At 65.3% G+C, this 26,184-nt stretch carries 15 protein-coding genes; 9 read left to right on the top strand and 6 right to left on the bottom strand.

Annotation, left to right across the window (positions count from 1 at the left end; all coding sequences use genetic code 11):
• Positions 1–12: 12 nt before the first annotated feature.
• Both IE92_RS0101520 and IE92_RS0101515 read right to left on the bottom strand, forming a co-directional pair.
• Positions 13–9,480: a DUF7927 domain-containing protein gene (locus IE92_RS0101520; RefSeq protein ID WP_030143114.1), complete on the bottom strand. Its 9,468-nt coding sequence runs from the start codon at positions 9,478–9,480 to the stop codon at positions 13–15.
• 356 nt (positions 9,481–9,836) lie between these two features.
• Positions 9,837–10,706 carry a helix-turn-helix transcriptional regulator gene (locus IE92_RS0101515; RefSeq protein WP_030143113.1) on the bottom strand — a complete coding sequence of 290 codons (870 nt, stop codon included), beginning with the start codon at positions 10,704–10,706 and terminating at the stop codon, positions 9,837–9,839.
• 162 nt (positions 10,707–10,868) lie between these two features.
• On the opposite strand from IE92_RS0101515, the gene IE92_RS0101510 reads away from it, so the two are divergent.
• The 6 genes from IE92_RS0101510 (at position 10,869) to IE92_RS0101485 (ending at position 16,325) form a co-directional block, all read left to right on the top strand.
• The gene (locus tag IE92_RS0101510) at positions 10,869–11,162 is read left to right on the top strand and encodes a putative quinol monooxygenase (protein ID WP_030143112.1); all 294 of its coding nucleotides are present in this window, start codon (positions 10,869–10,871) and stop codon (positions 11,160–11,162) included.
• Positions 11,163–11,198: 36 nt separating this feature from the next.
• Positions 11,199–11,510: a putative quinol monooxygenase gene (locus IE92_RS0101505; RefSeq protein ID WP_030143111.1), complete on the top strand. Its 312-nt coding sequence runs from the start codon at positions 11,199–11,201 to the stop codon at positions 11,508–11,510.
• 48 nt (positions 11,511–11,558) lie between these two features.
• Entirely contained in the window at positions 11,559–12,611 is a 1,053-nt protein-coding gene (locus IE92_RS0101500) for an NAD(P)-dependent alcohol dehydrogenase (protein ID WP_030143110.1), read from the top strand.
• Between the two features lie 24 nt (positions 12,612–12,635).
• Entirely contained in the window at positions 12,636–13,613 is a 978-nt protein-coding gene (locus IE92_RS0101495; protein ID WP_030143109.1) for an aldo/keto reductase, read from the top strand.
• 100 nt (positions 13,614–13,713) lie between these two features.
• On the top strand, positions 13,714–14,445 hold the full coding sequence (locus IE92_RS0101490) for an SDR family oxidoreductase (protein ID WP_030143108.1): 732 nt from the start codon (positions 13,714–13,716) through the stop codon (positions 14,443–14,445).
• A gap of 290 nt (positions 14,446–14,735) precedes the next feature.
• Positions 14,736–16,325 (top strand): hypothetical protein, encoded by a 1,590-nt coding sequence (locus IE92_RS0101485; protein WP_156027354.1) that lies wholly within the window; start codon positions 14,736–14,738, stop codon positions 16,323–16,325.
• Here the strand turns inward: IE92_RS0101485 and IE92_RS0101480 are convergent.
• Positions 16,322–16,960 carry an acyltransferase family protein gene (locus IE92_RS0101480; protein WP_030143106.1) on the bottom strand — a complete coding sequence of 213 codons (639 nt, stop codon included), beginning with the start codon at positions 16,958–16,960 and terminating at the stop codon, positions 16,322–16,324. The genes IE92_RS0101485 and IE92_RS0101480 overlap by 4 nt on opposite strands.
• A gap of 325 nt (positions 16,961–17,285) precedes the next feature.
• Here IE92_RS0101480 and IE92_RS18680 point away from each other — a divergent pair, with 325 nt between their 5' ends.
• Positions 17,286–18,377: a choice-of-anchor E domain-containing protein gene (locus IE92_RS18680; RefSeq protein WP_030143105.1), complete on the top strand. Its 1,092-nt coding sequence runs from the start codon at positions 17,286–17,288 to the stop codon at positions 18,375–18,377.
• A 273-nt stretch (positions 18,378–18,650) separates the two neighbouring features.
• Complete coding sequence (locus IE92_RS0101470; protein ID WP_051701469.1) at positions 18,651–19,085, top strand: GNAT family N-acetyltransferase; 435 nt, start codon at positions 18,651–18,653, stop codon at positions 19,083–19,085.
• A gap of 14 nt (positions 19,086–19,099) precedes the next feature.
• Here the strand turns inward: IE92_RS0101470 and IE92_RS0101465 are convergent, their stop codons facing one another.
• Positions 19,100–19,675 (bottom strand): cysteine hydrolase family protein, encoded by a 576-nt coding sequence (locus IE92_RS0101465; RefSeq protein WP_030143103.1) that lies wholly within the window; start codon positions 19,673–19,675, stop codon positions 19,100–19,102.
• An 89-nt stretch (positions 19,676–19,764) separates the two neighbouring features.
• Between IE92_RS0101465 and IE92_RS0101460 the strand changes: the two genes are divergently transcribed.
• On the top strand, positions 19,765–22,689 hold the full coding sequence (locus tag IE92_RS0101460; RefSeq protein ID WP_051701468.1) for an ATP-dependent RNA helicase: 2,925 nt from the start codon (positions 19,765–19,767) through the stop codon (positions 22,687–22,689).
• A 515-nt stretch (positions 22,690–23,204) separates the two neighbouring features.
• On the opposite strand, the gene IE92_RS0101455 is transcribed toward IE92_RS0101460, so the two are convergent.
• Both IE92_RS0101455 and IE92_RS17055 read right to left on the bottom strand, forming a co-directional pair.
• Positions 23,205–23,426, bottom strand: coding sequence for a hypothetical protein (locus IE92_RS0101455; protein ID WP_030143101.1), 222 nt, complete (start codon positions 23,424–23,426; stop codon positions 23,205–23,207).
• Positions 23,427–23,582: 156 nt separating this feature from the next.
• Entirely contained in the window at positions 23,583–25,952 is a 2,370-nt protein-coding gene (locus IE92_RS17055; RefSeq protein WP_081863792.1) for a CapA family protein, read from the bottom strand.
• Positions 25,953–26,184 lie beyond the last annotated feature (232 nt).

Raw genomic sequence — 26,184 nt, 5'->3', positions numbered from 1 at the left:
CTTTCGGAATGGTTATGCAACGTCGTTCCCCTTCCGGCGTGAGCGCTGCCGAATCAGCATCGCCACGGCTCCGGCGACCAACAGGATGAGCGTGATCGGTGCCAGCTGAGCAATCAGCTCGCTTCCGGTGGTGGGGATTTTCTCCCCGGGATCGGGCGGACTCACCGGGTTTTCGGTGCCGGGTTTGTCGATCGAGTGCGGACTCACCACCACGTTTTTCAGGGTGGCCGGGGCCACCGCAGTCGCCTTGACCTTGACCGCGTAACGGATTTCAACGGTTGCGCCGGCGGGGACCGTGCCCTCCCAACCGAGCGTGCCGTTGATCACGGTGACCGAGCCATCGGAAGGGCTGAGTGATCCCTCCACCAGGTTCGCGCTTTCCAGGACCCCCGAGAGGTCATCGGAGATGACGATGCCGCGGATCTCGTTCGGTGTCGGGTTCGTGACGGTGATGGTGTAGTTCACCGTCTGGCCGCGACCCACCGTTGTTCCCGAGGCTGGGTCCGAGGTCTTGGTGAGGTTCACCGTGCCCACGGGGTTCATGGTTTCGGGGACCTCCGGCGACTGCGGGCTGGAGACCACGTTGCGCAGCACCGCGGGCGGTACGGCATTTGCGGCGATCAACACCCGATAGGTAATCGCGATCGTCTTACCCGCGGGCACCGTACCCGTCCAGGTGAGCGAGGCACCGTTGAGCTGGGTCTGGGACCCGTCGGAAACCTCGGGGGTTCCCACCAGGGACGCATGGTTCAACACGTTGGAGAGGTTGTCCTCGATGTACACACCGGGCAGATCCACGAGTCCCTCGTTCGTTGCGGTGACCGTGTAGGTCACCGTGTCCCCCGGTTTGACCGCGATACCCGAGGTGGGGTTGCTGCTCTTATTGAGCTTCACCGTCGCCACCGGGTTCACCGTTTCGGGAACGCTGGGCGAGTCCGGGCTGGTGACCACGTTGCGCAGGACCGCGGGGGCCACCGCATCGTCGTTCACAAGTACCCGGTAGGTAAGGGTGATCGTGGTCTGGGCCGGGACATCCCCGCTCCAGAGCATCGTGTTACCACTCAGTTCGATGCTGCCGGTGGTGGCGGCCGGGGTACCCACAAGCGTGGCGTTGTTGAGCACGGTGGTGAGGTCATCACTCACGCTGGTCCCGAGGATCGGGGCCGTCGAGTCGTTGATGATCTGCACCGTGTAGTCCACGGCGTCTCCGGGCTTGACCGCGATGCCGCTGCCCGGCACCGAGGTTTTCACCAGGCGCAGGGTCCCCACGGGGTTCACGGTTTCGGGCACATCGGTTGAGTCCGGACTGGTCACCACGTTGCGTAGGACCGCGGGGGCCTCGGCATCCGCGTTCACCGTCACCGAGTAGGTGATCGTGATGTCGGAGCCGGCGGGAACCGTTCCGTTCCAGACGATTTTTCCATCCACCACGGTAGCGGTGGTACCGTCCGAAACGCGCACGCTGCCATCCACGAGGGTCGCATCATCAAGCACATCACTGAGGTCGTCGGTGACGCTGACCTCGAAGATCGGGACGGCGGTGGTATTACGGATCGTCACCGAATAGTCCACCGTGGAGCCGGGCTTTACGGCCGTGCCCGCGGCGGGCACGCTGTCCTTGAACAGGCTGACGGTTCCCACCGGGTTGACAGTCTCCGGTTCCTGCGGCGAGTTCGGGCTGAGCACGAGGTTTCGCAGGATCGCGGGAGCCGCAGCATCTGCGTTGACCCGCACCGTATAGGTGATGGTGAGCTCGCCTCGGGCGGGAATATCCCCGGTCCAGGTCAGTGTCGCATCCGGACCGATCATCGCGGAGGACCCATCGGATACCACGGGTTTACCCACAACGGTCGCGCTGGTCAGCACACCGCTGAGGTCATCGGTGATCCGTGCGCCGGTAATCGGCGCATCACTCTGGTTGCCGGCGGTGATCGTGTAGGTCACCAGTTCTCCCGGCGCCACGGCGGTGCCGCTGGCGGGCGAGACCGACTTGTCCAGCGTGAGCGTGCCCACCGGGTTTGTGGTACCCGGTCCCTCGGTGCCATCCACCCAGAGCGTGTTGTTCAACACGGTGGTGCCGTCGGCGCGGGGATTGGTCTGCACGGTGTAGCGGATGGTCAGTGTCGCACCGGCCGGCACCGCCCCGGTCCACTGAATCACGTTGTTCACAAATGAGAGGGCCGGAACCGGGCTGGAATCGGTCCAGGTTGCGATGGGAGGCGCGGTCAGTGTCGCGGTCCCCAGGATTCCGGCCAGGTCGTCACGCAGTGCGCGCTGCTCGGCGGAGGCGGACCCGTTGACAACCGAGAGCTCGTAGGTGAGGCTCTGGCCCGGAGCAACGACGGTCCCCGAGGGGATCACCGTCCCGTTGGCGTCCAGCAGGCGCTTGGCCGTGGTCACCTCGCCCACAGGGTTCACGGTCTCCGGGGTGTCCGGGGAATCCGGGCTCGTCACGTGGTTACGCAGGATGGTTCCCTCGGGAACACCCTTGTTGACGGTGACCACGTAGGTGAGCGTGACGCTCTGCTTTGCGGTCAGATCACCGGTCCACACAACCTGCCGGGTTGCCGGATCGTAGGTGACCGTTCCCCCGTCGGCGCGCGGATCGGTGGTGAGGGTCGCCGCGTTCAGCACGTCGCTGAGGTCATCAACCACCCGCACACCGGAAACCGGAGCATCCACGGGGTTCGTGATGGTCACCGTATAGGTCACCTTTTCGCCCGGCGCAACGGAGCTGCCGCTGGCGGGGTTCGCGGCCTTGGCCAGTGTCACGGTGCCCACCGGGTGTTCGGTTTCGGGCTTATCGGTTGAGTTGGGGCTGGTCACCAGGTTGCGCAGTGTTGCCGGGGCAACCGCAGTGTCCCTAACCCGCACCTGGTAGGTGATGGTCAGGGTGGTTTTTGCCGGAACGGTGCCGATCCAGTTCAGGATATTTCCGTCAACCGCGGCGGAGGAGCCGTCGGATACCACCGGGGTTCCCACGAGGTCGGCGGCAGTAAGAACGTCCGAGAGGTTATCGGTGACCCGCACGTTCTCCTGATCAACCTGCGCCGGATTGCTCACACTGAGTGTGTAGCCGACGGTCTGCCCCGGCTTGACGGCGGTGCCGCTGGCCGGGTCGGCGGTCTTTTTCAATCCGACGGTGCCCACGGGGTTTTCCACACTCGGTACGTGGGTGGAGTCCCGACTGGTTACCCGGTTACGGATCGTATCGGGGGCCGCGGCATCCTTATCGACCGTCACGGAGTAGGTCACGGTGACCACACCGCCCGCGGGGATCGAGCCATCCCAGCGCATCACGTTCCCGTCCAGGGCAACGGTACCCGCGGAGGCGCGCGCATCGTTGTTCCAGGTCGCGTTGTTCAGCACATCGGCGAGATCGTCGTAGGCGGAAACATCGGCAAGGTCGCCAGCGCCCGGGTTGGCGATGGTCACCGTATAGGTCACCTTTTCGCCGGGCAGCACAACGGTGCCGTCACCGCGGTCGTTGATCTTGGAGAGCAGAACCGTCCCAACCGGGTTTTGTGTTTCCGGTTTATCGGTGGAGTGCGGGCTCGTCACCACGTTGCGCAGCGTCGAGGGTGCCACGGCGTCCGCGTTGACGGTCACCGTGTAGGTGATGGTGATTGCTCCCCGTGCGGGCACGGTTCCCGCCCAGATGAGCGTGGTTCCGCTGAGCGTCGCGGTGGAACCATCGGATACCGCGATGTCTTGAGGGGTCAGGGTTGCATCGTCCAGCACATCGGAGAGGTCATCGGCGATGCTCACGTTCGTGACGTCAAAGCCCGTGGTGTTGTGCGCGGTGACCGTGTAGGTCACACGCTCCCCGGGCCGAACTGCCGTTCCACTCTTGGGCACAACGGACTTGGTGAGTCCGATCGTGGCCACGGGATTCTCGGTTCCCGGTTCGCTGGGCGAATCCGGGCTGGATACGAGGTTACGCAGCACGTCCCCGCTCTCCGCGGTGTCCATCACGATCACCGAGTAGCGAATCACCGCGGACTGGGACGCGGCCAGATCGCCGGTCCAGGTCAGCGTGGCGGTTGCCTGGTCGAGGACCGCGGTTCCCCCGCCGGAGATGATCTCGGGCTCCCCCACCGGGGTGGCGGTGCCGAGCACACCGGAGAGGTCGTCGACGGCGCTCACGCCGGCCAGATCAACCCCGGAGTTGTTGTTCACGGTCACCGTATAGGTCACGGTGTCGCCGCGCTTGACGGCGGATCCGGAAGCCGGCTGCGAGGTTTTTTCCAGGCCGACCGAACCGATGGGGTTTTCGGTTTCCGGTTTGCTGGGCGAATCGGGGCTGGTGACCACGTTGCGCAGCGTCTGCACGCCGGACACGTCATCACGCACGGCAACCGTGTAGCTCAGGGTCACGGTGGCACCGACAGCCACATCACCGGTCCAGATCAGCCGGGTGTCATCGCGTGTGAGCGTTCCACCTCCGGAGACGATTGCGGGGCTACCCACAAGGTCTGCGTTGTCCAGCACGTCGGAGAGGTCATCAACCACCTGTACTCCGGACATGTTGGCATCACTGTTATTGGTGATCGTCACCGTGTAGGTGACCTCGTCACCAATGCGCACGGTCGATCCAGCGGGCACGCTCGTGGACTTCGCCAGTTCGAGGGTGCCAATCGGGTTGATCGTCTCGGGGACGTCGGTTGAGTCGGGGCTGGTGACCACGTTGCGCAGGGTCGCGGGTGAGACCACGTCGGCGTTCACGGTGACAGCATAGGTGATGCGGATCTCCGCGCCCGCGGCCACGTCACCGGTCCAGTTCAGCTGGTTTCCGGTGCGCGTGACACGTCCGGCCGTTGCGGTGGGCTCGGTCGTGACCGTGCTGTGGGCGAGGACGTCGGTGAGGTCATCAACCACGGACACGTTTTTCATGGCCGCCGAACCCGAGTTTTTCACCGTGACCGTATAGGTCACCTCGCTACCGGGCTTCACGGCTCCCGCGGGTGAGACACTCGAGGTTTTTGCGAGTGAAACGAGGCCGATCTCGGTGATGGTCTCGGGGGTTTCGGGCGAGACCGGGCTCGTGACGGCGTTTCGCAGCACCGCGCCCGCGGGGGCATCGTCGTTCACGGTCACCGTGTAGGTGATCACGACGGTGGCACCGTGTGCGACGTCGCCGGTCCAGGACAGCACACCGTCGGTGATGGTGGCGGCGGGGCCGCCGGTGACGTTCAGGGAATCCGCAAGGAGGGTCGCGTTATCCAACACATCACGCAGGTCATCGGAGACGGTGGCCCCCAGCACGTCAACACCGGAGGTGTTGGCAATCGTCACCGTGTAGGTGACGTCTTCGCCGCGCTTGGCCGCGGTCCCCGCGGGAACGGAGACGGTTTTGGCCAGCGTGACGCTCCCGATCGGGTTCTCCGTTTCAGGCTCGGTGGGGGCATCGGGGCTCACCACAACGTTGCGCAGCGCCCCCGAGGTGACCTCGGCGTTGACCTGCACGGTGTAGGTGAAGGTCTTGGTTTCGCCGGCGGCCAGGTCGCCGCTCCAGGTGAGGGTCTGGCCGGTAATACTGGCACCACCGGTGGGGCCGTCCACGAGTGTGGCCTGATCCAGAATCTGAGCGAGGTTATCCGTGATCGAGACCCCGGTGATTGTGGTTGCGGCCGGGTTGGTCACGGTGACTGCATAGGTCACCCGATCCCCCGCCTTCACCGCGGTTCCGCTCGCGGGCGTCACCCGCTTTTCCAGGGTGACCGTGCCCACGGGGTGTTCGGTTGTGGGCGGATCGGTGGGGACATTGGTCATATCATCGCTGGTCACCACGTTTTTCAGCACGGCCGGTGCCGTTGCGTCGGCGTTGACCGTCACCCGATACGTCAGGGTCACCGTGGTGTTGCCGGGGATGTCTCCGGTCCAGACGAGCTCGTTTCCGTTCAGTGTCATGCCCGCGGGCAGGCTTTCGGTCTCGATTCTCGCGTTACCAAGTAGCCCACTCACATCATCAACGATGCGCACGTCGCGGATGATCCGCGGGGTCGCATTCGTTGCGGTGACCGAGTAGGTAACACTCTCACCCGGACGCACAATGCTGCCGCTTGTGGGAACCGAGGACTTCGCCAGGGTAATCTGCCCACGATCATTCTTGGTGGGGTGCGTCGTTTCCGGCGAGCGCGGCGAATCCGGGCTGGACACCACGTTGCGCAGGATCGCGCCCTCGGGCTCAATCACACCGTTAACGGTCACCTGATAGCTGAGGGTAATCGTGGCACCGGCGGCAATGTCGCCGGTCCAGGTGAGGGTTTTTGCGTTGGAGTCCAGGGTCAGCCCGCCTGTCAGCGGGGTCACCAGGGTGGCGTTGTTCAGCACGTCGGCCAGGTTGTCAACGATTTCCACGTTGGCAAAGTCAACGGCCGAGGGGTTGGTGGCGCTCAGCGTATAGGTGATGACGTCGCCGGACTTCACCACCTGACCGCTCGCGGGCTCGGAGGTTTTGGTGAGCTCGATCGTGCGAACGGGGTGCTGCGTGCTCGGCGGCTCGTCCGGATTATTGGACATGTCATCGCTGGTGACCACGTTGCCCACCACGGCGGGCGCGGTCGCGGTCGCATCCACGGTGACCCGGTAGCTCAGCACCACCGAGTTTTGTGCGGGAACGGTCCCGGTCCAGCGGATCGTGTTGCCCTCGAGGACGGCCCCGGCGGGCAGTGAGGATTCGATCACGGTCACCGGTCCGGACACAACGTCCTCGATGACCACGTCGGTGATCGGCAGGCCCGTGTCGTTGGTTGCGGTCACCGTATAGGTGATCGTGTCACCGGGTTTCACCTGTGTTCCGGTGAAGGGCATCGAAGCCTTGGACAGCGAAACCGTGCCGCGCGGGTTGACCACCTCGTGTTCGGTGCCCGGCGGGTTTTCCCGTACCTGTGCACTCGTTACGTGGTTGCCAATCTTTTGGCCGTCGGGAGCGGAATCGCTCACCGTCACGGTGTAGGTGATCGTGACACTCGCTCCGGCGGCCACGTCACCAGTCCAGGTGAGGGTGTTGCCCTCGATTGTGGCTCCGTTACTCGGGTCGCCCACGAGGCTTGAGTAGGCGAGTACCTCGGAGAGGTCATCGGTCAGGGTGACGCCGGTCTTGGCCACCGCCGCATCCTTATTGGTCAGGGTCAGGGTGTAGACAATCTGGTCGCCCGGACGTACCTCGCTACCCGAGGCAGGGGCCGCGGACTTCTGCAGGATCAGTTCGTCCTCCACCGGCAGTGTGGTGGTGGGGCCCTCGGGATCCACCTTTTCCGGGGAGTCCACGCCGTTGACCAGGGCCTCTCCGCCGGTCAGCGGATAGAGCTCTCCCGCGCTCTTCATCACAACGTCGTATCCGATGGTGAGTTTCGCCCCCGCGGGGATATCCCCGGTCCAGCTCAGGATGGGGGTGTCGAAACGGGCGGCGGGTGCCGTGATTTCCTTGCCTTCGCGATCCACCAGGGTGACCACGATGTTTTCGGGCGCGGACGCGTAGGCCAGGACCGAGCTCAGATCGTCGGTCACGGTCGCGGCATCCAGCGGCAGGCCACCCACGTTGGTCGCGGTGAGGGAATAGCTTACCCGCTCACCCGCGGAGGCACGGCCGTTGCCATCGGCATCGGTCACGGTCTTACTCAGCTTGAGCGCCCCATCAATCGGGGTGGTCACGGTGACACCGTCGGTCCACTTGCTGCGGTCGGGCGCGTCTTCGGCGACCCGAACGCTGGGCACGGCGGCGGGTTCCCCGGCGATGATGCGGCTGGTGCTGACGCTGTTGACGAGCGCGGCGACCGGCTCGGTGTAGTTCTGCACACCGGTGTCATCGGCGGTTACCACCGGCATAACGGTGGCGACATAGGTAATGGTGAGGGTCTCACCCACGGCAAGGTTACCGGTCCAGGTGAGGGCATTTCCGCTCAGCGAGGCGCTGCCGATGCTCGCCCTAATCGCACTGATTTCTGCGTCATCCAACACGTTGCGGAGGTCATCCGTGACCACAAAGTCGTTGAGGTCTACGCCGGTGGTGTTGGTTACCGAGACCGTATAGGTCGCGACGTTTTTTCCCTCGTTGGCACTCGGTGAGGCATTCCCCGGCGCAAGCGAGGTGGTTTTGGTGAGGGTCACCGCGTTGAGGCTCTCAAACACGTAGACCCCACCGCTTGCGCTCACGGCCACGCGGTGGTGCTGGGCACCGTTTTTATCGCGACCGGTGCTGGCCTGAACCGAACCGCCCAGCAGACCAAAGGAACCAAACTTCGTCTCCCCGCCCTCGCGGGTTTCAAGCGGCTTGGCGGGTGTGGTGGAGGCGGGATCAGTCAGGTCAAATACCTGAACATTGCCGCGGTCGGGAACGGCATCGAGGTTCAGCGACCCGATAAAGAGTTCTCGGGTTTCCTCGTTAAAATCCAGGTTCGACCCAAAGTAGTACTGCCCAGGGAGCGCCGAGAGGCGCTGTCCGGCGAGGGTGCCATTGGGCGTGAAAATGTAGACCGCTCCCTGTGTGGTGGCGGAATCGGTGGCGATATCTCCGGCTTTTTCACCGGTGTAGTGCACCTCGGAGGGCGAACCGGCGATCACCCGTCCGTCCGCGGTGATCACAATTGATCGCCCGAGGCCGGCCCAAGATCCACCCTCATCGTTGGGTGGGAAATCGGTTTTTTCCTGATTAACATCGGGGGTCACGGTGAAGGTATTCGACGCATCGCTCAGGTTCCAGGCGGAAATCTGACCCACCTGATAGTCCTGCCCATCGGCCGCGGTCTCGCGGTGCTGGGGTGCGGATACCACGGCGGTAGCGTCCCGTGCGGCAACGATCTGTCCGTAGACGTCGTCGCGGTTGACCCGGCCCGCGGGGAGTAGGAGGGCCTGAGCCCGGGCGTCCCCGGAGATTGCCTCGGCGATCGGGACCACAAAGGCGGAACCGGCGTTGACCTTCCCATCAACCTGGGAGTTTGGGGCACCGATCACCAGGTGCGAATCACTCAGGCTTACCGATTCCCCGAAGGAACCAACCCGGGCAATCCGCGGATTGTCGGCCGCGGTGATCGTGGTCGGGGTGGTGGACCAGGTGTCGCCGCTGCGTGTGTAAACGTAAACGGTGTTGGAGAAGCGGGCACCCACAACCACGATTCCGGCCGCGTCATCCACGTCGACCGAGAATCCGAATCCCGCTGCGGAGGCCGGAGCTGTCAGAGTGGTGGTGGAGAAGTCTCCGGCCGCGGGTCCTACCCAGGTCCGAACGATCACGCTGCCGCTGCCCGGGGCGCGGTCACCACGCTTACTGGTGTACACCACGGTGTTGGCGTCGAGCTTTACATCGTAGGCGGTACGGTTGGGGTCGGTGCCGGCGATATCGCCGCCGAACTGAGCTACCTCGGTGTAGCGGTCGATGAGGGTGTCATCGAACGGCACGATGTTGTCGGTTGTGGTCGCCGCCATCGCCCCGGTTGGGAGCAGGCCCAGCCCGCTTCCCACCAGGACGATCGAGAGCATCCCGGCCAGCGATGACCTCAGTTTTCGCTTGTGCCGGCCCCAAGGCGACGCCTTACCCAGCGTGTTTGACAGTTCCACAGCTTCCCCCCGTGCATTGCCAGATCCCCCAAATGGTTCTGGCCTGAGTCTTCACGGTCCCTCCCCGCAGAAAAACTCGCTGTCATTTATTGAGTGAACAACAGACAGGTTTTTACTGGCGCGAGGTGGGCCGTCGATATGAAGTACCCGATACGGGGAAAAAGTGACGGCGGATGAGAAAAAAAGTCTAGTGCGGCTCTAGCGATGCATCTCGTGTGGCCGCGCCAATGCGTGGGAGAACCCGTCCGAGACGATGGCGTAGCGGCGCAGCTGGGTGATTACCGTTCGTGAGGGGTGAAGGCAAGCGCACTCTCGGAGTCCCAGGTGTCCAGAATCCGCAGTGCATCGTCGGAGGGTGAGCCCTTCTTCGCCATGTAAATAAAGAGCTGCTGATCGGGGTCCTCGGGCACCGGGAAGGTCTCGTATTCGATGTCGATCGGGCCCACCAGTGGATGGGCGAGTTTCTTGGTTCCAAAGGAACACTCGTACACCATGTGCTGAGGCCACCACTGCTGGAATGCCTCACTCTTGACGGTGAGCTCTCCGATGAGCTCATTGAGTGCGCGATCGTTGGGATGACGACTGGAATCTCGGCGCAGAATCGCGGTCATATCGGCCGCCACCACATCCCACTCCCGATAGTAGGTGCGCGCTTCCGGAGCCAGGAAGGTCCAGCGCGCCAGGCTCCGGGCCAGGCCCGTTTCCGCGGTGAAGTCGGGCATCAGTTTTTTCGCCAGATCGTTCATCGCCAGCACCTCCATGCCTACCCCCAGCACAAACGCCGCCGTGTTTTCCATCTGGTCCAGCATCTGGCGCACGATCGGACGTACCTTGGTGGCGCGGACGGGCTGAGGCTGGCGTCCGGTGGCCGGGGAGAACAACGAGAACAGGTAGGAGCGTTCGGTGGCGTTGAGCAGCAGCGCCTTACACAACCCGTTAACGATCGCATCGGAGGCGTGCTTGATGCGCCCCTGCTCCATCCGGGTGTAGTAGTCCACGCTCATGCCCGCCAACAGCGCGACCTCATCACGGCGTAGTCCGGGCACACGGCGGGCAATGGTGCCGCCGGACCCGAGGCCCACGTCCTGAGGCTGCACCCGGGCACGGGCGGCCCGAAGAAACTCGGCGAGATTGGTTGAGGGTTGCATCCTTCAAGTATCAACCGAGATCTCCCGGTCTGGGTAGGACGGTTTTTCCTAGGCAGAACCCTGCCTGTTTGGACGCTCACCACAGCCTGCGCACGGTGTTGACTCTGATTGCTGGCCGATTCGGCCGGACACACAACAGACACATTCCCACAAGGAGATCCCATGTACCACGTCGCCGTCTACTTCGATGTTCAGCCCGAGCGCCGCCAGGACTTCATCAACGCAGCCATCAAGGATGGCCGCGATTCCGGTGCCAACGAGCCCGGAACCCTGCGCTTCGAACTGATCCAGGACGAGAACAACGAAAACCGTTTCTACCTCAACGAGGGCTATGAGAGTGCCGAAGCATTCGACATTCACGCCAACGGCCAGTATTTCGCCGAGTTCTTCGCCGAGATCGGTTCCTACGTTGAGGGTCCGACCTGGCTGCTGCGCGGCAACCGCGTCGAAGCCTAACCCCAGTCAGCCTCGGCTTAACACGAAGGACCCCGAATGACACAACACAATTCGCTGGTACTGGTGGCCGCGTTCCAAGCCAAGGCCGGATATGAGGATCGGCTCAGGGAGGCTCTGACCAACATGGTTGAGCCCTCCCTGGCCGAGGCCGGCTGCCTCGGCTACCGGCCACTCTCGGACCCGGCCGTCCCCGGCGCAATGATCTGCCTCGAGGAGTGGACCGACGCCGCGGCGCTGGAGTTCCACTTCCAGACCCCGCACTTCATCGAGGTTGCGAAGGTTCTCAACGAGATCCTGGCGGTTCCCTTTGCCCTGCGCCGGCTGAGCGACCTGCCCGAAGCCGCCTAAAACACCGCACACCCACACGGTATCCCCTTCCCTTTTGAAAGGTGTCCTATGACTTCCACCCTTGCTCTGAGCGCCGCGACCCCCGGCGCGGCCTTTGAAAAGGTCACGATTCAACGACGTGATCTGCGCCCCGACGATGTCCAAATCGAGGTGAAGTACGCGGGAATCTGCCACTCCGATATCCACCAGGTAAACGAAGACTGGGGGCCCGCGATCTTCCCGATGGTTCCCGGACACGAGATCACCGGCGTGGTCAGTGCGGTGGGATCCGAGGTGACCACCTTCGCGGTCGGTGACCGTGTGGGAGTGGGCTGCTATGTCGACTCCTGCGGCACCTGCGAGATCTGCCTCCGCGGCGACGAGCAGATGTGTCTCAACGGCCCCGTGGCCACCTACAACGGTCGCGAATACGACGGGACCCCCACCGCCGGCGGATACAGCAAGAGCATCGTGGTCAAGGACCACTTTGTGATGTCCATCCCCGACGGCATGGACCTCGCCGCCGCTTCCCCGCTGCTGTGCGCGGGAATGACCGTCTACGCACCGCTGGTACGGTTCGGTGCCGCCGCGGGCAAAAACATCGCGATCATTGGGCTCGGAGGCCTGGGACACGTGGCCGTGAAGATCGCCCACGCGATGGGTGCCACGGTGACCCTGCTCAGCCACTCCCCGCGCAAGGAGCAGGACGCCCTGGCCTTCGGTGCCGACCACTATGTGGTCACCAGCGACCCGGAGAACCTGCGTGCGCTGAACGGCACGTTCGATTTTGTCCTCAACACCGTTTCGGCGGATATCGAACTGGACGCCTACCTGGAAACCCTCAAGATCGACGGCGCGTTCATCAACGTGGGGTTCCCGGCCAAGCCGTATCAGTTCCACGCCGGATCGATTGTGATGCATCAGCGTGCAATCGTCGGTTCCAACTTCGGCGGCCCGGCCGCGACCCAGGAGATGCTCAACTTCTGCGCCGAACACAACATTGCCGCGGAGATCGAGCTGGTGGATGCCGGCGAAATCGCCGCCGCCTATGAGCGCGTCGCTAACAGCACCGTGCGCTATCGCGCGGTGATCGACATCGCCGGCACCCTGCTGGACAACTAATCACCCCTCACACAGGAGAAAACCATGAAAAAAACCACCCTGGGAAACCTTGAGGTCAGCCGAGTTGGACTCGGTGCCATGACCATGTCGGCCTACTACACCGGTGCCGGCGAGTTCAACGATGAGGCCGAGCGCACCATCCAGCGCGCCCTGGACCTCGGTGTCGATTTCATCGACACGGCCGAAATCTACGGCCCGTACACCAACGAGGAGCTCGTGGGTCGGGCGATTCGCGGACGTCGGGACGAGGTGGTACTCGCCACAAAGTTCGGTTTTGTTTCCCACCTGGGCCCGGCCGAGCGCGGCCTGGACTCGCGTCCGGAGAACATTCGCATTGCCGTTGAGGGTTCGCTTCGTCGACTGCAGACCGACTACATCGACCTGTACTACCAGCACCGTGTCGACCCCACCACCCCGATTGAGGACGTGATGGGTGTGCTTTCCGAGCTGGTCAGCGAGGGCAAGATCCGCAACATCGGTCTGTCCGAGGCCGGCCTGGACACCATCCGCCGCGCCCACGCGATTCACCCGATTGCCGCGCTGCAGACCGAGTACTCGCTGTGGACCCGCGACGTCGAGGAGGAGGTGCTGCCGCTGATGACCGAGCTGGGCATTGGTTTTGTTGCCTATTCTCCGCTGGGCCGAGGCTTCCTGACCGGACAGTTCCGCTCGCGCGACGACTTCGCACCGGATGACTTCCGCCTCACCACCCCGCGTTTCAGCGAGGAGAACTTCGCCGCGAACCTGGCGCTGGTGACCGAGGTGGAGCGAATCGCCGCCGATGCCAACGCCACTCCCGCGCAGGTTGCCCTGGCCTGGCTGCTGACCCGGCACCCCAACCTGGCGGTCATCCCCGGTACCAAGCGTGTGTCTCGAATCGAGGAGAACGCCGGTGCCGATGCCCTGGTGCTGAGTGACACCCAGCTCACCGCGCTAAACGATCTCATTCCCGCCGCGGGAAACCGCTACGGCGAGAACGATCTGTCCGGAATCAACCAGTAGTTCATCCGTCCTGTGCCCGGACTCACGTAGTCTGGGCACAGGGTGGTGCGGCCTGTTCGCAGGTTCACACTGTTTTACATCACAAGAAAGAGGAGTGGTTATGACATCACAACGCACGGCTATCGTTACCGGCGGCTCCCGAGGTATTGGTCGGGCGGTGGCCGAACGGCTCGCCGCCGACGGACAGTCGGTTGCAATTCTCTATGCGGGGAACTCCGCGGCCGCCACCGAAACGCTGAACGCAATCGAGGCGGCCGGTGGTACGGCCATCGGGATTCAGACCGACATCGCCGATGAAACCCAGGTTCGGGCGGCATATGACCAGGTGGAACGCGAATTTGGTGGGGTCGATGTGGTGGTCAACGCCGCGGGCATCATGATCCTGGGGCCGATTGCCGAGTTCGATCTGGACGATCTGGACCGGATGCACCGCACCAACATTCGCGGCACCTTCGTGATGGATCAGGAGGCAGCCAAGCGTGTCCGTAACGGCGGCGCGATCATCAACTTCTCCACGTCGGTGAAGAAGCTGGGTCTGCCCGGTTACGCCGCCTATGCCGCCTCCAAGGGGGCGGTGGATGCGATCAGCTCCGTCCTGGCTAAGGAGCTGCGCGGACGCGACATTACGGTCAACGCGGTCGCTCCCGGCCCGACCGCCACCGCACTCTTCCTCGAGGGGAAGGATCCGGAAACCATCGAGCGGATGTCCAAAATGAACCCGCTGGAACGTCTGGGAACCCCCGAAGACATCGCCGAAATGGTTTCGCTGCTGGCGGGCCCCGGTAGATGGATCAACGGTCAGACCGTGTACGTCAACGGCGGCATGGTCTAGCTGACGGTGCGGGGCCGTCTGCTCGAATGGGCAGACGGCCCCGCATTGCTTTGGGACGGCGGAGGCAACGCGGCAAGCCGGGGTTGTTCTTGACGCAGGGCGGCGGAGTTCATGTGGTCCTCGATTCGACGGGACGACCCGATTGGGCCGATAACACCCACCGTAAAACCTCAAGCGCGGTTGAGGTCAAGGGGGCTCGCACGTCAGTTAGGAGCGCTGGGCCTTTCGGCGGACAGACGATATCCGCCCTCACCCTGGCAGAGTCCGAGGTCCCGGGCTAGGCTCGGGGCATGACGGCCCCAGAAGCCGTCCCGGCACCGCTGAAAATACCCGTTCCCGTGCCCAGCGACGCCCAGCAACTGGTCCATTCGGCCACGATCATGCTCGGCGACACGCACCTGCTGACCTCCTGGGGTGAGGGCCGAGAAACCACGCGGGCCGGGCTGCTGGATCTACGCAGCGGTGAGTGGCGCATCCTCACCGGATTGCGCGCGCCGATTGCGGCGGGTTTTGCCCTCTCCCCCGAACGCGCGCTCGTGATCACCTATTTCGGCCTCTATGAAATAGACCTGCCGACTGTGAAGATCGCGCGGAAACTCACCGCGAAAATCGGCAAGTACAACTTCAGGCTCACACGCATCGATGAGAACACGGTTGCCGTGGGCAGCAAGGGCGTCATGGAAACGCTGGTGTCCCTCGATACCCTCACCGCGCTGCGGCGGCGTCGCCGCGGCACCGAACCGGCTCCAACTATCCCCGAGGCCGCCGCGCGCCGCGGGGTTCGGCGCGTGCTGCACTCCGATGCCGAACTCTTCATCGGAGCCACCGGGGAGAGCTTTCATGTGGGAGCCGAGCGGGTGGTCATCCTGGCGGCGGGTGATCAGCGCGAACTGTTTTCGATGGATATTCCCTTCGGGGTGGCCTCCGCATTTCGAGCCCTGGACGGGGTGATCATCGCGCCCACCGATCTGGGCCGAGCCCACAACCTGCTGGCGATCCCGGGGCTCCCGGCGGAGTCCCCCTGGCACATCGAACCGGCCGCACCCTCCTGGGGCGAAATCCCCGTGCCGGGTGATGTCTCGACCCTGCCCTCCCCCGGCGAACTGAGTATCGCGCCCGAGCCGGGCGTCCACACCCTGACCGAACTCGCCCGGGCGGCGGAAGTCTCGGCCCGCGAATTGCTCGCCACAGCCGCCCGCAAGAATCCTCCGCGCCTGATGATCCGCGACCGACGGATCGAGGAGGGCACCGTGCTCAGCGATCTGCATGCCTCGCACTTCACCCTCGAAAACTGCTGGAGCGACCGGAGCACCGATGCCTCCCGGCGCCCACGCCTGCTGCGGGCGACACTCGGCGACGTGGAGTTGCGCAGATCCTCGCTCGACGGTGCGGTGCTGGAGGATGTGGTGATCGATGGCCTGAACTGCGGGCGCGATGACGGCTTCGTGTTTGGCGTCGAGTTCACCCGGGTCACCCTGCGTGGGCGCATCCAGGGGCTCATTCTGAATACCACAATGAGAGGGGGCGATCCGGAAATCGAAGCTGCCTACGAGGGCTTTCGGCGTGCCAGATTCGCGGACCCCGAGTGGATGCTGGACATCACCGAGGCCTCCGGTAGCATCTCCCTGCGCGGATTTCCCTCCCGGTTCATCCGGCGCAACCCGGCCCTGCATGCGGTCGTCAGCGCCGAGGCGACGGCGAACGGGGCCTGGGAGAGCATCGATCGAGGTGGGTCCGCGCTCTGGGTGTCCATCTCCGAGTTGGCACACTACGAGGCGGAGGATGTGGTGCTGGTCGCCGATTCCCACGGCCCCCGGGCCCGGGCCGACCTCGAGTACATCCGACGCCTGCGCGACGCCGGGATCGCGGCACCGGACTAGGCCTCGGTACCGTCTACACCCTGGCCGGAATGCCCTTCGAGGAGCCGAGCGCGAGCGCGGCGATCAGCATGCCCACCGCGAGGAGCGCGCCGCCCGGCCAGCAGCCAGAATGGTCGGGTCAGCCACCAGCCCGCACTCAGCGGATCGGGCAGGGGCACCGCAACCGTCAGGTGAAGAATCAGCAGCCCGGCGGCCAGCAGGATGATGACCGGCATATGCCACAGGTAGATGGTCATGGACCGAGCCCCAACCCGATCCACCAACGCGCCGATCCGCGGGCGCTCGGCCACCGCACGCAGCCGATTGCGCAGCAGGGTAAACAGCATCAGCTGGTCGATCCCCAGCAGGATCAGGCAGATCGTGGGCGGATTGAGGTTCTCGTACATGTCCGGCGAATACGGCCCCGGCACGCTCAGCAGGAACAGGGCCACCAGCGCGAAACCGCCGGTCAGCGCCATGATGATCCACGGGTTCGGAGCGCCGGTGGCAAACCCCAGGGCCGCGGCGGCCACCACGACGGTCTCCGAGGGAATCGGCGGGAAGAACGCATCGGCGCAGACCCCGAACAGGACGATGAGGTAGATCCAGGGCGATCCCGCCGTGGCCAGAATCGCATCATTCAACCAGTCAAACATTCCCACATCCTCTTTCCCGCCGCCGATTCCTCGGCAGCCCGTGAAGCATAAAAGGCGGGTGCGTGGGCGGGCATCACGCCCGGGAGGGATTGCACCCCCTACCGGGGAGTGAGGGGGCGGAACCGTAGCCCCAGACATGGGCCGCCCGAGGTCAAAAATCGACGTTCGGAAAAAATAACATGACAGACTTGATGTTTAAGAATCTAAAATACTAGAATGGTACACGGTTACTGATCGCCCGAAACGATCATCTGCGACACCCGGTCGCCACCGCGCCCCGGAGCACTCGATGCTCCCGGCGCTCATCCCTAACTCAGGAGACCTCATGGTCGTAACTCACTCAGTCCCCCGTTCATCCTCACGCGCGCTGCGGCGCGGGGCGCTTGTCGCCGCCGCCCTGGTCCCCGCGACCATCCTCGGCGCACCTCTGATGGCGAGCGCCGAGGCCGCTCCCCAGAAGATCGCCACCACCACTACCTGCGGCTGGATGTACAACGCCGGCGACCCCATCGACCTGGTGCAGAACCCCTGGACCCACCCGCTTCAGGTGGAACAGTTTGATCCGAGCCTGGGTGAACTGATCTCGGTCGAGGTGGCCGGAAAGTTCACCGATGGTGGATATGTCAGCATCGAAAACACCGGAACCACCCCGCTCCAGGGGGAATTCGGCTACGGATTCAACGTGGAGCTGGAATCCGCGCTCGGCGGCACCTTTGCACTCGACGCCACCTATGACGGCATCTTCGACAAGACCTTCGATCGTAAGGACGAGGTCACCACGCTCACCCCGTTCGACGGCACCCTCGACTACGCCGGCACCAGCGGGCGCATCCTCTCCCCCGAGACCCTAACGTTTGGGGCAACCTACGCTGCCGGCGACGCCACGGCAAGCGCGTTTGTGGGCACCGGAACCCTCACCCTGCTGGCCCCGGAGGGCGTAAAGAACCAGGGTGGAGGCACCTACTCGGGCCTCGGCCTCGACTATCAAAACCGGGTCGGCTTCGGCCAGCAGATGATGGCGGCGAGCGTGGACGGCGGCGTGGGCCCGAGCGCCTGCGTGACCTACACCTATGCGGTCGCGGATGGCGTGGACCCCGTCGACCCGGTGGACCCGGTGGACCCGGTGGACCCGGTAGACCCGGTGGACCCGGTGGATCCCGTGGACCCGACCAACCCGGTAGATCCGACCAATCCGGTAAACCCCACGGACCCAACGGACATCACCTCCTTCGTGCTGGACACCAAGCCGGCCACCTCCACGGTTGACCCGTCCACGGTCCCCGCCGCGACCGGCACCACCGCCCTGGCCGTCACCGGCGGCACCCCCACTCCCCTGATCTACGGCGCACTCGCGCTGCTGCTGATCGGCGGCACCCTCGCCGTGCTTAAGATCCGCGGACGCAGCGAGCAGGATTAACCCTGCTCGACGGGGCCCGCGCCCCTCAACCCGCCGTGTCGGCCCGCAAACTGCGCGCCGCCACGGCGGTTTTTGGATTCCCGACGAATCGTCATTCGCCTCTCCGGCACGGAGGTTTGTAGATTCCCGACGGATCGTCATTCGCCTCTCCGGCATGGAAGTCGGCGGATGCGCGCTCTTTCGGATGCCGGTGGGTGCGGACAGCCTGCCGGCTACCGCGGCACACCCAAATTGTCACCCCGGGCATCGTTCACATCGCGAATAATGGGAGTCATGATCCCCCTGAACCGCCCCTCCGATGTCGCGAGCGACGAGTTTCGACACCTGCTGTGGCTGGCTGCCGAGGTGGAGAGCGCGGAGCTTGATCGAATCACACACGATGAGCTCCCACACCTTTGGGTGCGCGGTATGTCGGATCGAGACGGCCTGGTCGCCTTCATCGCCTGCGATCTCCGCTCGAATCCCGTGGAGATCATGTACATTGCGGTGCATGAACGTGCGCGTGGCCTCGGGCTGGGGCGGCGACTCGTGCAGGGCATCAAGGACGCGGCCCCGAACAGGAGAATCCTGGCGGAAACCGACGATGATGCCGTGGATTTCTACCGTCGCCTCGGATTCACCATTGCCGATGGGCACACGGATGCCCGCTGGCCCGATCGCCGCCGCTACGTGTGCACGCTGGCGCCGCCGAGCGGCGCGGACGTCTAGTTTCGAAATCCGCGTCAGCGCGCGGTGCGTTCCAACACCTCGCGGGTACCGAGCACGGTTGCAAACTCCCCGTGCAGATTGGTCGCGGTAATACGGGCCAGTTCATCGGCGGTCACAACCGTTCCATCCGGTGCCGCACGATCAAACGTGTGCGTGGCATCGAGGACAAACGTGGTCTCATAGCCGAGGTTTCCGGCCAGACGCGCCGTGGTTTCGCAGCAGTGGTTGGTCGTGATGCCGCAAATCACCACTTCCGAAGAGCTATTCTCGGTGAGCCATGCGTGCAGATCGGGGGTGCCGTGGAAGCTCGAGTTCACTCTCTTGCGCACGAGCAGATCGGGCTCGCCCTCGATCACGTCAGCAAATGCGTGCCCGGGATTGTTCGGGTGCAGTGGCGATGCCGGGTCATCCGAATCATGCTGGACAAACACGACCGGCCACTCGCGCTCACGCCATCGGGCGATGAGTGCCGCGATGTTCTTCTCGCAGTGCGGGTTGTTTCGCGGCCCCCAGAAGGCGAGATCCGCAAACCCTCGCTGAACATCGATCACGATGAGGGCGGGTCCGGCAAGATGTGTGTGCGGCGTCATGACTCGTCAGCCTATCGGGCCCGCACGCGAATGCCCGAGACGATCGGGTCCCATTCGCTCCGTATCCGCCCGCTCCCTAGGATGGGGAGGTGAGCGCACACCTTTTTGATCTGGCCAGCATTGGCACCGGCCTGCCGGTTTCGGCCGCGCGGGATGAGCTCGCGGACGCGATTTCCACCGGCACCGCGGTGATCACGGCCCCGCCCGGCACCGGAAAAACCACGTTTGTGCCGCCGCTGGTGGCGAACCTGCTGGCGGAGCGAGGACCGGTTCCAGGCGCGACTCCCGGTTCCGCTACCGGCTCCGTTCCCGGGCGCATCCTGCTCAGCCAGCCGCGCCGGGTTGCCGTGCGCGCGGCCGCCCGGCGACTCGCGGCCCTCGACGGCTCCCCGGTGGGCGGCCCGGTCGGCTTCACCGTCCGCGGCGAGCGTCGGGTCGGTCCCGAGACCCGGATCGAGGTTCTCACCCCGGGTGTGCTGCTGCGGCGGCTACTGTCGGATCCCGAACTCGAGGGCGTGGACGCGGTCATCCTCGACGAGGTACACGAGCGCTCCGTGGATGGTGACCTGCTGCTCGGCTTCCTCGCCGAGGTCCGCGAACTCCGCGAGGATCTCACGGTCATCGCGATGTCCGCGACCCTGGATGCCGCCGGAATCGCCGCGCTCCTGGATGCTCCGGTGGTCAACGTCCCCTCGCCGCTGCATCCGCTGACACTCGTGCACCGCCCCGGCAGCCACCCGCGCCTGGACGAGCGCGGCGTGACCCGGGAATTCCTGCGGCACCTGGCCGCTGTTGCCGTGACCGAGCAGCGAGAGGCCGGTCACGATGCGCTGGTTTTTGTCCCCGGCGCACGCGAGGTGGATGAGGTGGTGCGCGGCATTCGTGATCTGAATCCGACTGGCGTCGACGTGCTCCCCCTCCACGGCCGGCTCTCCCCCGCGGAGCAAGACCTGGCGGTTTCCGGGGCCGCGGCGGGCGGGGCGGCGCGGATCGTGGTCAGCACGTCGCTCGCCGAGAGTTCACTGACGGTTCCCGGCGTGCGCCTGGTGATCGAATCGGGCCTGACCCGTGAGGTTCGCCGGGACCGTGGCCGCGATATGTCGGGCCTGGTGACCGTGAGTGCGTCGCGGGCGAGCGTCGAACAGCGTGCCGGTCGGGCCGCCCGTCAGGGGCCGGGAAAGGCAGTGCGTGCCTATACGGAGACCGAGTTTGCGCGGATGCCTGCCGCCTCGGCACCCGAGATCCAGTCAGCCGACCTGCTCGATGCCGCCCTGCTGCTCGCCGCCTGGGGAACCCCGGGCGGCACCGGGTTGCGCCTGCTGACGCCGCCCCCGGCCGCCTCGATGGAGCAGGCTCAGCGCGAGCTGTTTGCGCTGGGGCTGGTGTCCGAGGAGGGCGGTCTCTCCGAGCTGGGTCGCCGGGTGTCCCGACTCCCGGTGGGGGTGCGCGAGGCGCGGGCTCTGCTGTCGGGGACCGCCGAGATCGGGGATCCGAATGCCGTGGCCGAGGTTGTGGCGGCGCTGTCGGGTGACTTCCGCGATCCCGGGGCGGACCTATCCCGCCTGCTCCAGGACCTGCGCTCGGGCCGCGCGCACGGCGCTCAGCGCTGGAAGGCGGAGGCACGGCGGCTGGCGAGGATCGCCGAAGACGGACGCTCGGATTCCGGCGCACGCACGCAACCCGCACACGTGCCGGCTAACAAAGCCGCGCACCCCGCCGACCTGCCGGGCGACTTTGCCGCGCATTCCGCAAACCCGCCCGCCAACGCTGCCACGCACCCCGCCGACCTGCCCGGCATCGTCACGGCGATCGCCCGGCCCGAATGGATCGCCCGCCGCACGGGCGAACACTCCCGCAGCTACCTGCTGGCCAGCGGCACCCGGGCTGCCCTGCCCGAGGGCAGCGAGCTGGTGTCCAGCGAGTGGATCGCGGTGCGCGAGGTTCAGCGTGCCGAGGGGCGCGTGGCCGATGGGACCGGTGCGGTGATCCGGCTTGCCGCAGCCCTCGGAGAGGCCGACGCACTCCGTCTCGGCGCTCCCCTGCGTGCATCCGAGCGCGCGGCGCGGGTTGCCGACGGACGGGTTCGGGTGGAGGAGCGGCGCACCCTCGGCGCAATCCGGTTGTCCTCTACTCCGGTCGCCCCCACCGCGGCCGACACCGCTCCCGCGTTTGCCGCGCACCTGCGCGAGACGGGACTCGACGGGCTGCGCTGGAGCGAGGGCGCGGCATCCCTGCGTGCCCGACTGGGCCTTCTTCACCGCGAGCTCGGGGGTCCCTGGCCCGCCATGGACGATGCGGCACTCCTTGCGAACATCGACGCCTGGCTCGGCCACGACCTCGAACGCCTCACCGCCCAGTCCTCCCTCCACGGCATCGACCTCGCCCAGGCGCTGCGCCGCCTCCTCCCCTGGCCCGAGGCCGCACAGCTCGACACGCTTGTGCCCGAGCATCTGGAGGTGCCCTCGGGCAACCGGGTGCGAATCCGCTACCCGGATGTCAACGAGGGTGGAGCCGGGAACCCCGGTGGTGGAGCAGCTGGTGCCGGAGTCGTCGGTATCGGAGCCGTCGGTGTCGAAGCCGAAGCCGATGCTGATGCTGACGCCGAGTACACCGGTGCAGGAGCCGGGGCTGCGGGGGCAGAGGCCGGCTCCGAGCGAAGGGCCGGGGCCGCTGGTACCAAGTTCGGGTCCGCGCAAAGCACCGGCTCCGGCACGAGTGCGGGCACTGGCACGAACACCGCCCCGCTCCCGGTAGTCGCGGTGAAGCTGCAGGAGCTCTTCGGCCTGGCCGAGACCCCTCGTCTAGTCGGTGGCCGCGTCCCGATCCTCTTTCATCTGCTCTCCCCCGCCCAGAAACCTCTGGCGATCACCGGCGATCTCGCCTCCTTCTGGAACGGCCCCTACCAGGACGTCCGCAAGGAGATGCGCGGCCGCTACCCCAAGCATCCCTGGCCCGAGGACCCATGGACCGCGGTCGCGACGGCGCGCACCAAGCGAGCAATGGGGCGAGCATAGCCGCACCATAACCAGGGGTCACCGCGGAGCGCCCCAAGCAGGCCGGCCTCAGATCAGGTCACGTCGGGCGCGGAAACCAATAGTCGTGCCGCCACACGCTGCGGCCCGATCGTTGTCGGCTATCAATTCGGGTGAAGCTCGATTGTCTCCGAACGCAGCGAGGATCTGAGGCAGTCAACAAGCCGCGCAACATCATCCGCGCCCGCACCCGCGGTGAGCCCATAGGAGATTCGTGACGCGGGCTGGTCCGCGCTCCGTATCCCCGGCTCAACCGCCGGGTCGTTTTCGAGGCAGGAGGGGACCACGTCACGGTATACGGGACGCACCACAACGATTGAGGTCACATCATCCGAGGGATCTCCACTCACGGTGACGTCGTCCGACGCGCACCCTCCCAGCGCCCCTACTCCCAGCAGAAGCGCGAGCGCGAACCAGCGTTGGGCGGGACGTGTGCGGGGCGCATTCCGCGGCATGCGCACTCCGGCTCCGTCTTGACGCGGGTTAGGGAACAATCTTCACTTTCCATCCTGACGCTGCCAGGTAGCCATCATCGCCGAGGCGGCGACAACCTCTCCGGCGCGAACATCGATGTCAAAGCCCTTCGGATCACACAGTTCGGAAACGCCCCTGCCCTGGACGTCCACACGGAGACGCGCACCCGCTACCCCACGCGCCCACGCATCATGTTCGATCACGGTGCCCGTCAGCACCGCGGTGACGCCATCCCGTGACCCCATCTATGGAGGTCGGCGCATCCGGAATCATCCCCCGATGGCATGTGGCAAGATCACGCCCACAGGCTATAGCGTGCAGGGCGGCGGCGCCTATCCCCCAAACGTGTGATCCGGCACATTCGTGAGTGACAGGACGGATGGGTACGCTGCGGGCCTCGCCTATATCCGCGGGGCCAATGGCAGGGTGATCGCTCCGTCGGTGCCGATTGAAACGTGAGAATCGGGGAAGTCACGCAGTCCCCGTTCGGTCATGAGGTGCGCGGCCCGACCGCTGGGATCGGGCGTCGGGATGCCGTCCTCCTGCTCGAAGCGCACCGAGCGCACCCGTGCCCCCAACACGGTGCCGTCTGCGTTCAGTCGTACCGAGAGATATGCGCCGAACCGGGTGGATGGGTCGGTCCCGAAGACTCCCCCACCGCCGAAATTCCCCAGACTGTAGGCGATGAGCCGCCCGCGATACCACTCCATCCCGCGTAGGATGTGCGGTCCGTGTCCCAGAACCAGGTCGGCTCCGGCGTCGATTGCCGCATGGGCGAAGGCGATCGGGTCGCCGCGGTTCTCCCCAAACATCGTTTCGGTGCCGGGCGTGACCGCGTCCGCCGTCGGCCCCTCGGCCCCCATGTGGGCCTGCACGATCACGACGTCTGCCCGCTCGGCCGCTTTGCGGACGATGGCACGCAGGTGCCGAAGATCTGTCACCCGATTGAACGTGGAGTAGGGCGCAAACCCGATCATGGCCACGGCCAGATCGCCGACCCGCAAAAAACCGATCTCGTCTCGATCCCCGACCGGCCGGATGCCCACGCTCTCCAGTGCCGCACGGGTCGCATCGTAGCCGCGCTGTCCGAAGTCGCGGCTGTGGTTATTGGCGAGGTTGAGGTCGGTGAAGCCGTGCAGGCTCGCGGCAGCTGCGGGATCGCTGCGAAAGGCGAAGCAGTCGCCCAGCCCCGCGCACTTGGTGGTGCCGTTGTCGGGGGTGAGCGCCTGTTCCAGGTTGCCGGTCACGAGGTCCTCGGTGAACCAGGGACGCACGCGGTCAAGGTAACCGGCTCCCTGGTCGGCGGGAATCCCGCGCGATGCGTCATAGAGCAGGATGTCACCGACCGCACCGATACTCACCTCGCCGGTGCGGTGTGCGGGCCGGTGCGGCATCTCGGATCGGGACGGGACGGGGATCGCCGATGCCGCAGACGCCGTGAGACCGAGTGCCACGAGCACGAGCACGGCAACGGGCGTGCGCCAGGGCACACGGCACCGCGCCGGGGTACGGCCGCGGGCGGTGTCGGGGTTGCGCCAGGGCACGCGTCGCCGGGATGCGGCGACCCACGAAGCGGTGATTGAGGCGTCTGGCCGAACCTCTCGGTGAGGTGCCGCGGAGGTCCGAGCCGCGAGGGGCGGGTGCTGGGACGAGCTTCGCCGAGGCGAGTCTCCGGGGAGGGCGGCGGCAGACGTTGCTCCGCGGCGGACCGGAAGATCCAGCAGCCAGGCAATACGATCCCGGGCGATGAGTCGCGCAATTCCGAGGCTCACCGCGATGACCACCGCGGTGATCACCACCGGCAGGCAGGTCGCCGCCACGAGTTGGACGCCGGTGGCCGCGTCCGAGAGCAGCCCGATAATCAGCGCATCGATGAGGGCGAGGATCGGCATGTGGATCACGTAAATCGGGAGGGTGCGTGCCCCGAGAAAGGCCAGTCCACGGCCCAGGCGAGGGAGGTTTGCGAGCAGGGGCGCGATCGCGAGCCCCATCAGGACCCCGATCAGCGCCAGGCCGGGCAGGACGCCGGGAACCGATTCGACGGCGCCCATCCGCACAAGCGCAAACGCCCCCAGATAGCCGAGGAGAAGGCCGGCGGCAAGGATGGGACGAGGCCGCGAGGTGAACCGGAGGACTTTGCGCGAGGCGTAGGCTCCGATCAGGAAAAAGAGCAGGTTGGCGATCAGGGATCCGCGGTTGCTGACGATGTCGATCAGCCCCGCGCCCACGGCGATCGAGAGCAGGGCGGCGACGCCGAGCGGAATCCAGCGGGGCAGACGTCGCAGGGACTTGGCGATGACGAAGTACAGCGCGAGCGCATAGAGGTACCAGGTGTTGGGCGGGCTGATCGTGATCGCCTCGATAAACTCGGCAACCGAACGCGGCACCAGGGTGGGAAAGTCGGGAAACGCCCACATGGTCGCCATGTGGATCAGCGTCCAGAGCAGGTAGAGGTACAGGAACCGCACCACGCGGCCGCGGAACACCGCACCCCAGGGTCGCGCGAGTGCACTCGCGGCGAAACATCCAGAAATCAGGAAAAACAACGGCATGCGCACCGGATAGGTAATGTCGGCCGCAATCCCCCAGGCCCCGGCAATCGGCACCGGAAGCCGCCAGTCCACCTGCAGATAGGACTTCACCACCGTGTGCCAAAACACCACCAGAATAATGAGCAGCCCCTTGGCCACATCGGGCCACAACAGCCGCGGCGTCCCGCCTGCCGTCAGGACTTCGGGACGTGGACTGAGATCAAGGCCAACAATTCGCATACCTGCGAGCTAAACAGCGGCACCGTTGCCCGCCCGTATGCGGTTTTGGATACAAAAACGATATGTCGTCCTCGCGATGCAGTGGAGCTCGGCAGCCCACACACCGGCAGACATTCATTGCGTAATTCCGCTGGCTCACCTCGCTCGAACGCGAGTCGCCTCAGCCCCATGTCGCTGAGGCTATACCCGGTGGAAAAATGATCCTCCGATGTCACAGAAAAACCGGCATCAG

Source organism: Mycetocola saprophilus (assembly GCF_000718085.1).
Lineage (GTDB): Bacteria > Actinomycetota > Actinomycetes > Actinomycetales > Microbacteriaceae > Mycetocola > Mycetocola saprophilus.
Note: the sequence above shows the minus strand (reverse complement) of the source record. Positions and strands in the feature narration are given on the sequence as shown.

Excerpts from the sequence above, each read along its gene's own strand:
- IE92_RS0101495 (WP_030143109.1), top strand. The coding sequence starts at position 12,636 with ATGAAAAAAACCACCCTGGGAAACCTTGAGGTCAGCCGAGTTGGACTC.
- IE92_RS0101470 (WP_051701469.1), top strand. The coding sequence starts at position 18,651 with ATGATCCCCCTGAACCGCCCCTCCGATGTCGCGAGCGACGAGTTTCGA.
- IE92_RS0101510 (WP_030143112.1), top strand. The coding sequence starts at position 10,869 with ATGTACCACGTCGCCGTCTACTTCGATGTTCAGCCCGAGCGCCGCCAG.
- IE92_RS0101480 (WP_030143106.1), bottom strand. The coding sequence starts at position 16,960 with ATGTTTGACTGGTTGAATGATGCGATTCTGGCCACGGCGGGATCGCCC.
- IE92_RS17055 (WP_081863792.1), bottom strand. The coding sequence starts at position 25,952 with ATGCGAATTGTTGGCCTTGATCTCAGTCCACGTCCCGAAGTCCTGACG.
- IE92_RS0101515 (WP_030143113.1), bottom strand. The coding sequence starts at position 10,706 with ATGCAACCCTCAACCAATCTCGCCGAGTTTCTTCGGGCCGCCCGTGCC.
- IE92_RS0101520 (WP_030143114.1), bottom strand. The coding sequence starts at position 9,480 with ATGCTCTCGATCGTCCTGGTGGGAAGCGGGCTGGGCCTGCTCCCAACC.
- IE92_RS0101485 (WP_156027354.1), top strand. The coding sequence starts at position 14,736 with ATGACGGCCCCAGAAGCCGTCCCGGCACCGCTGAAAATACCCGTTCCC.
- IE92_RS0101505 (WP_030143111.1), top strand. The coding sequence starts at position 11,199 with ATGACACAACACAATTCGCTGGTACTGGTGGCCGCGTTCCAAGCCAAG.
- IE92_RS0101465 (WP_030143103.1), bottom strand. The coding sequence starts at position 19,675 with ATGACGCCGCACACACATCTTGCCGGACCCGCCCTCATCGTGATCGAT.
- IE92_RS0101455 (WP_030143101.1), bottom strand. The coding sequence starts at position 23,426 with ATGGGGTCACGGGATGGCGTCACCGCGGTGCTGACGGGCACCGTGATC.
- IE92_RS18680 (WP_030143105.1), top strand. The coding sequence starts at position 17,286 with ATGGTCGTAACTCACTCAGTCCCCCGTTCATCCTCACGCGCGCTGCGG.
- IE92_RS0101490 (WP_030143108.1), top strand. The coding sequence starts at position 13,714 with ATGACATCACAACGCACGGCTATCGTTACCGGCGGCTCCCGAGGTATT.
- IE92_RS0101500 (WP_030143110.1), top strand. The coding sequence starts at position 11,559 with ATGACTTCCACCCTTGCTCTGAGCGCCGCGACCCCCGGCGCGGCCTTT.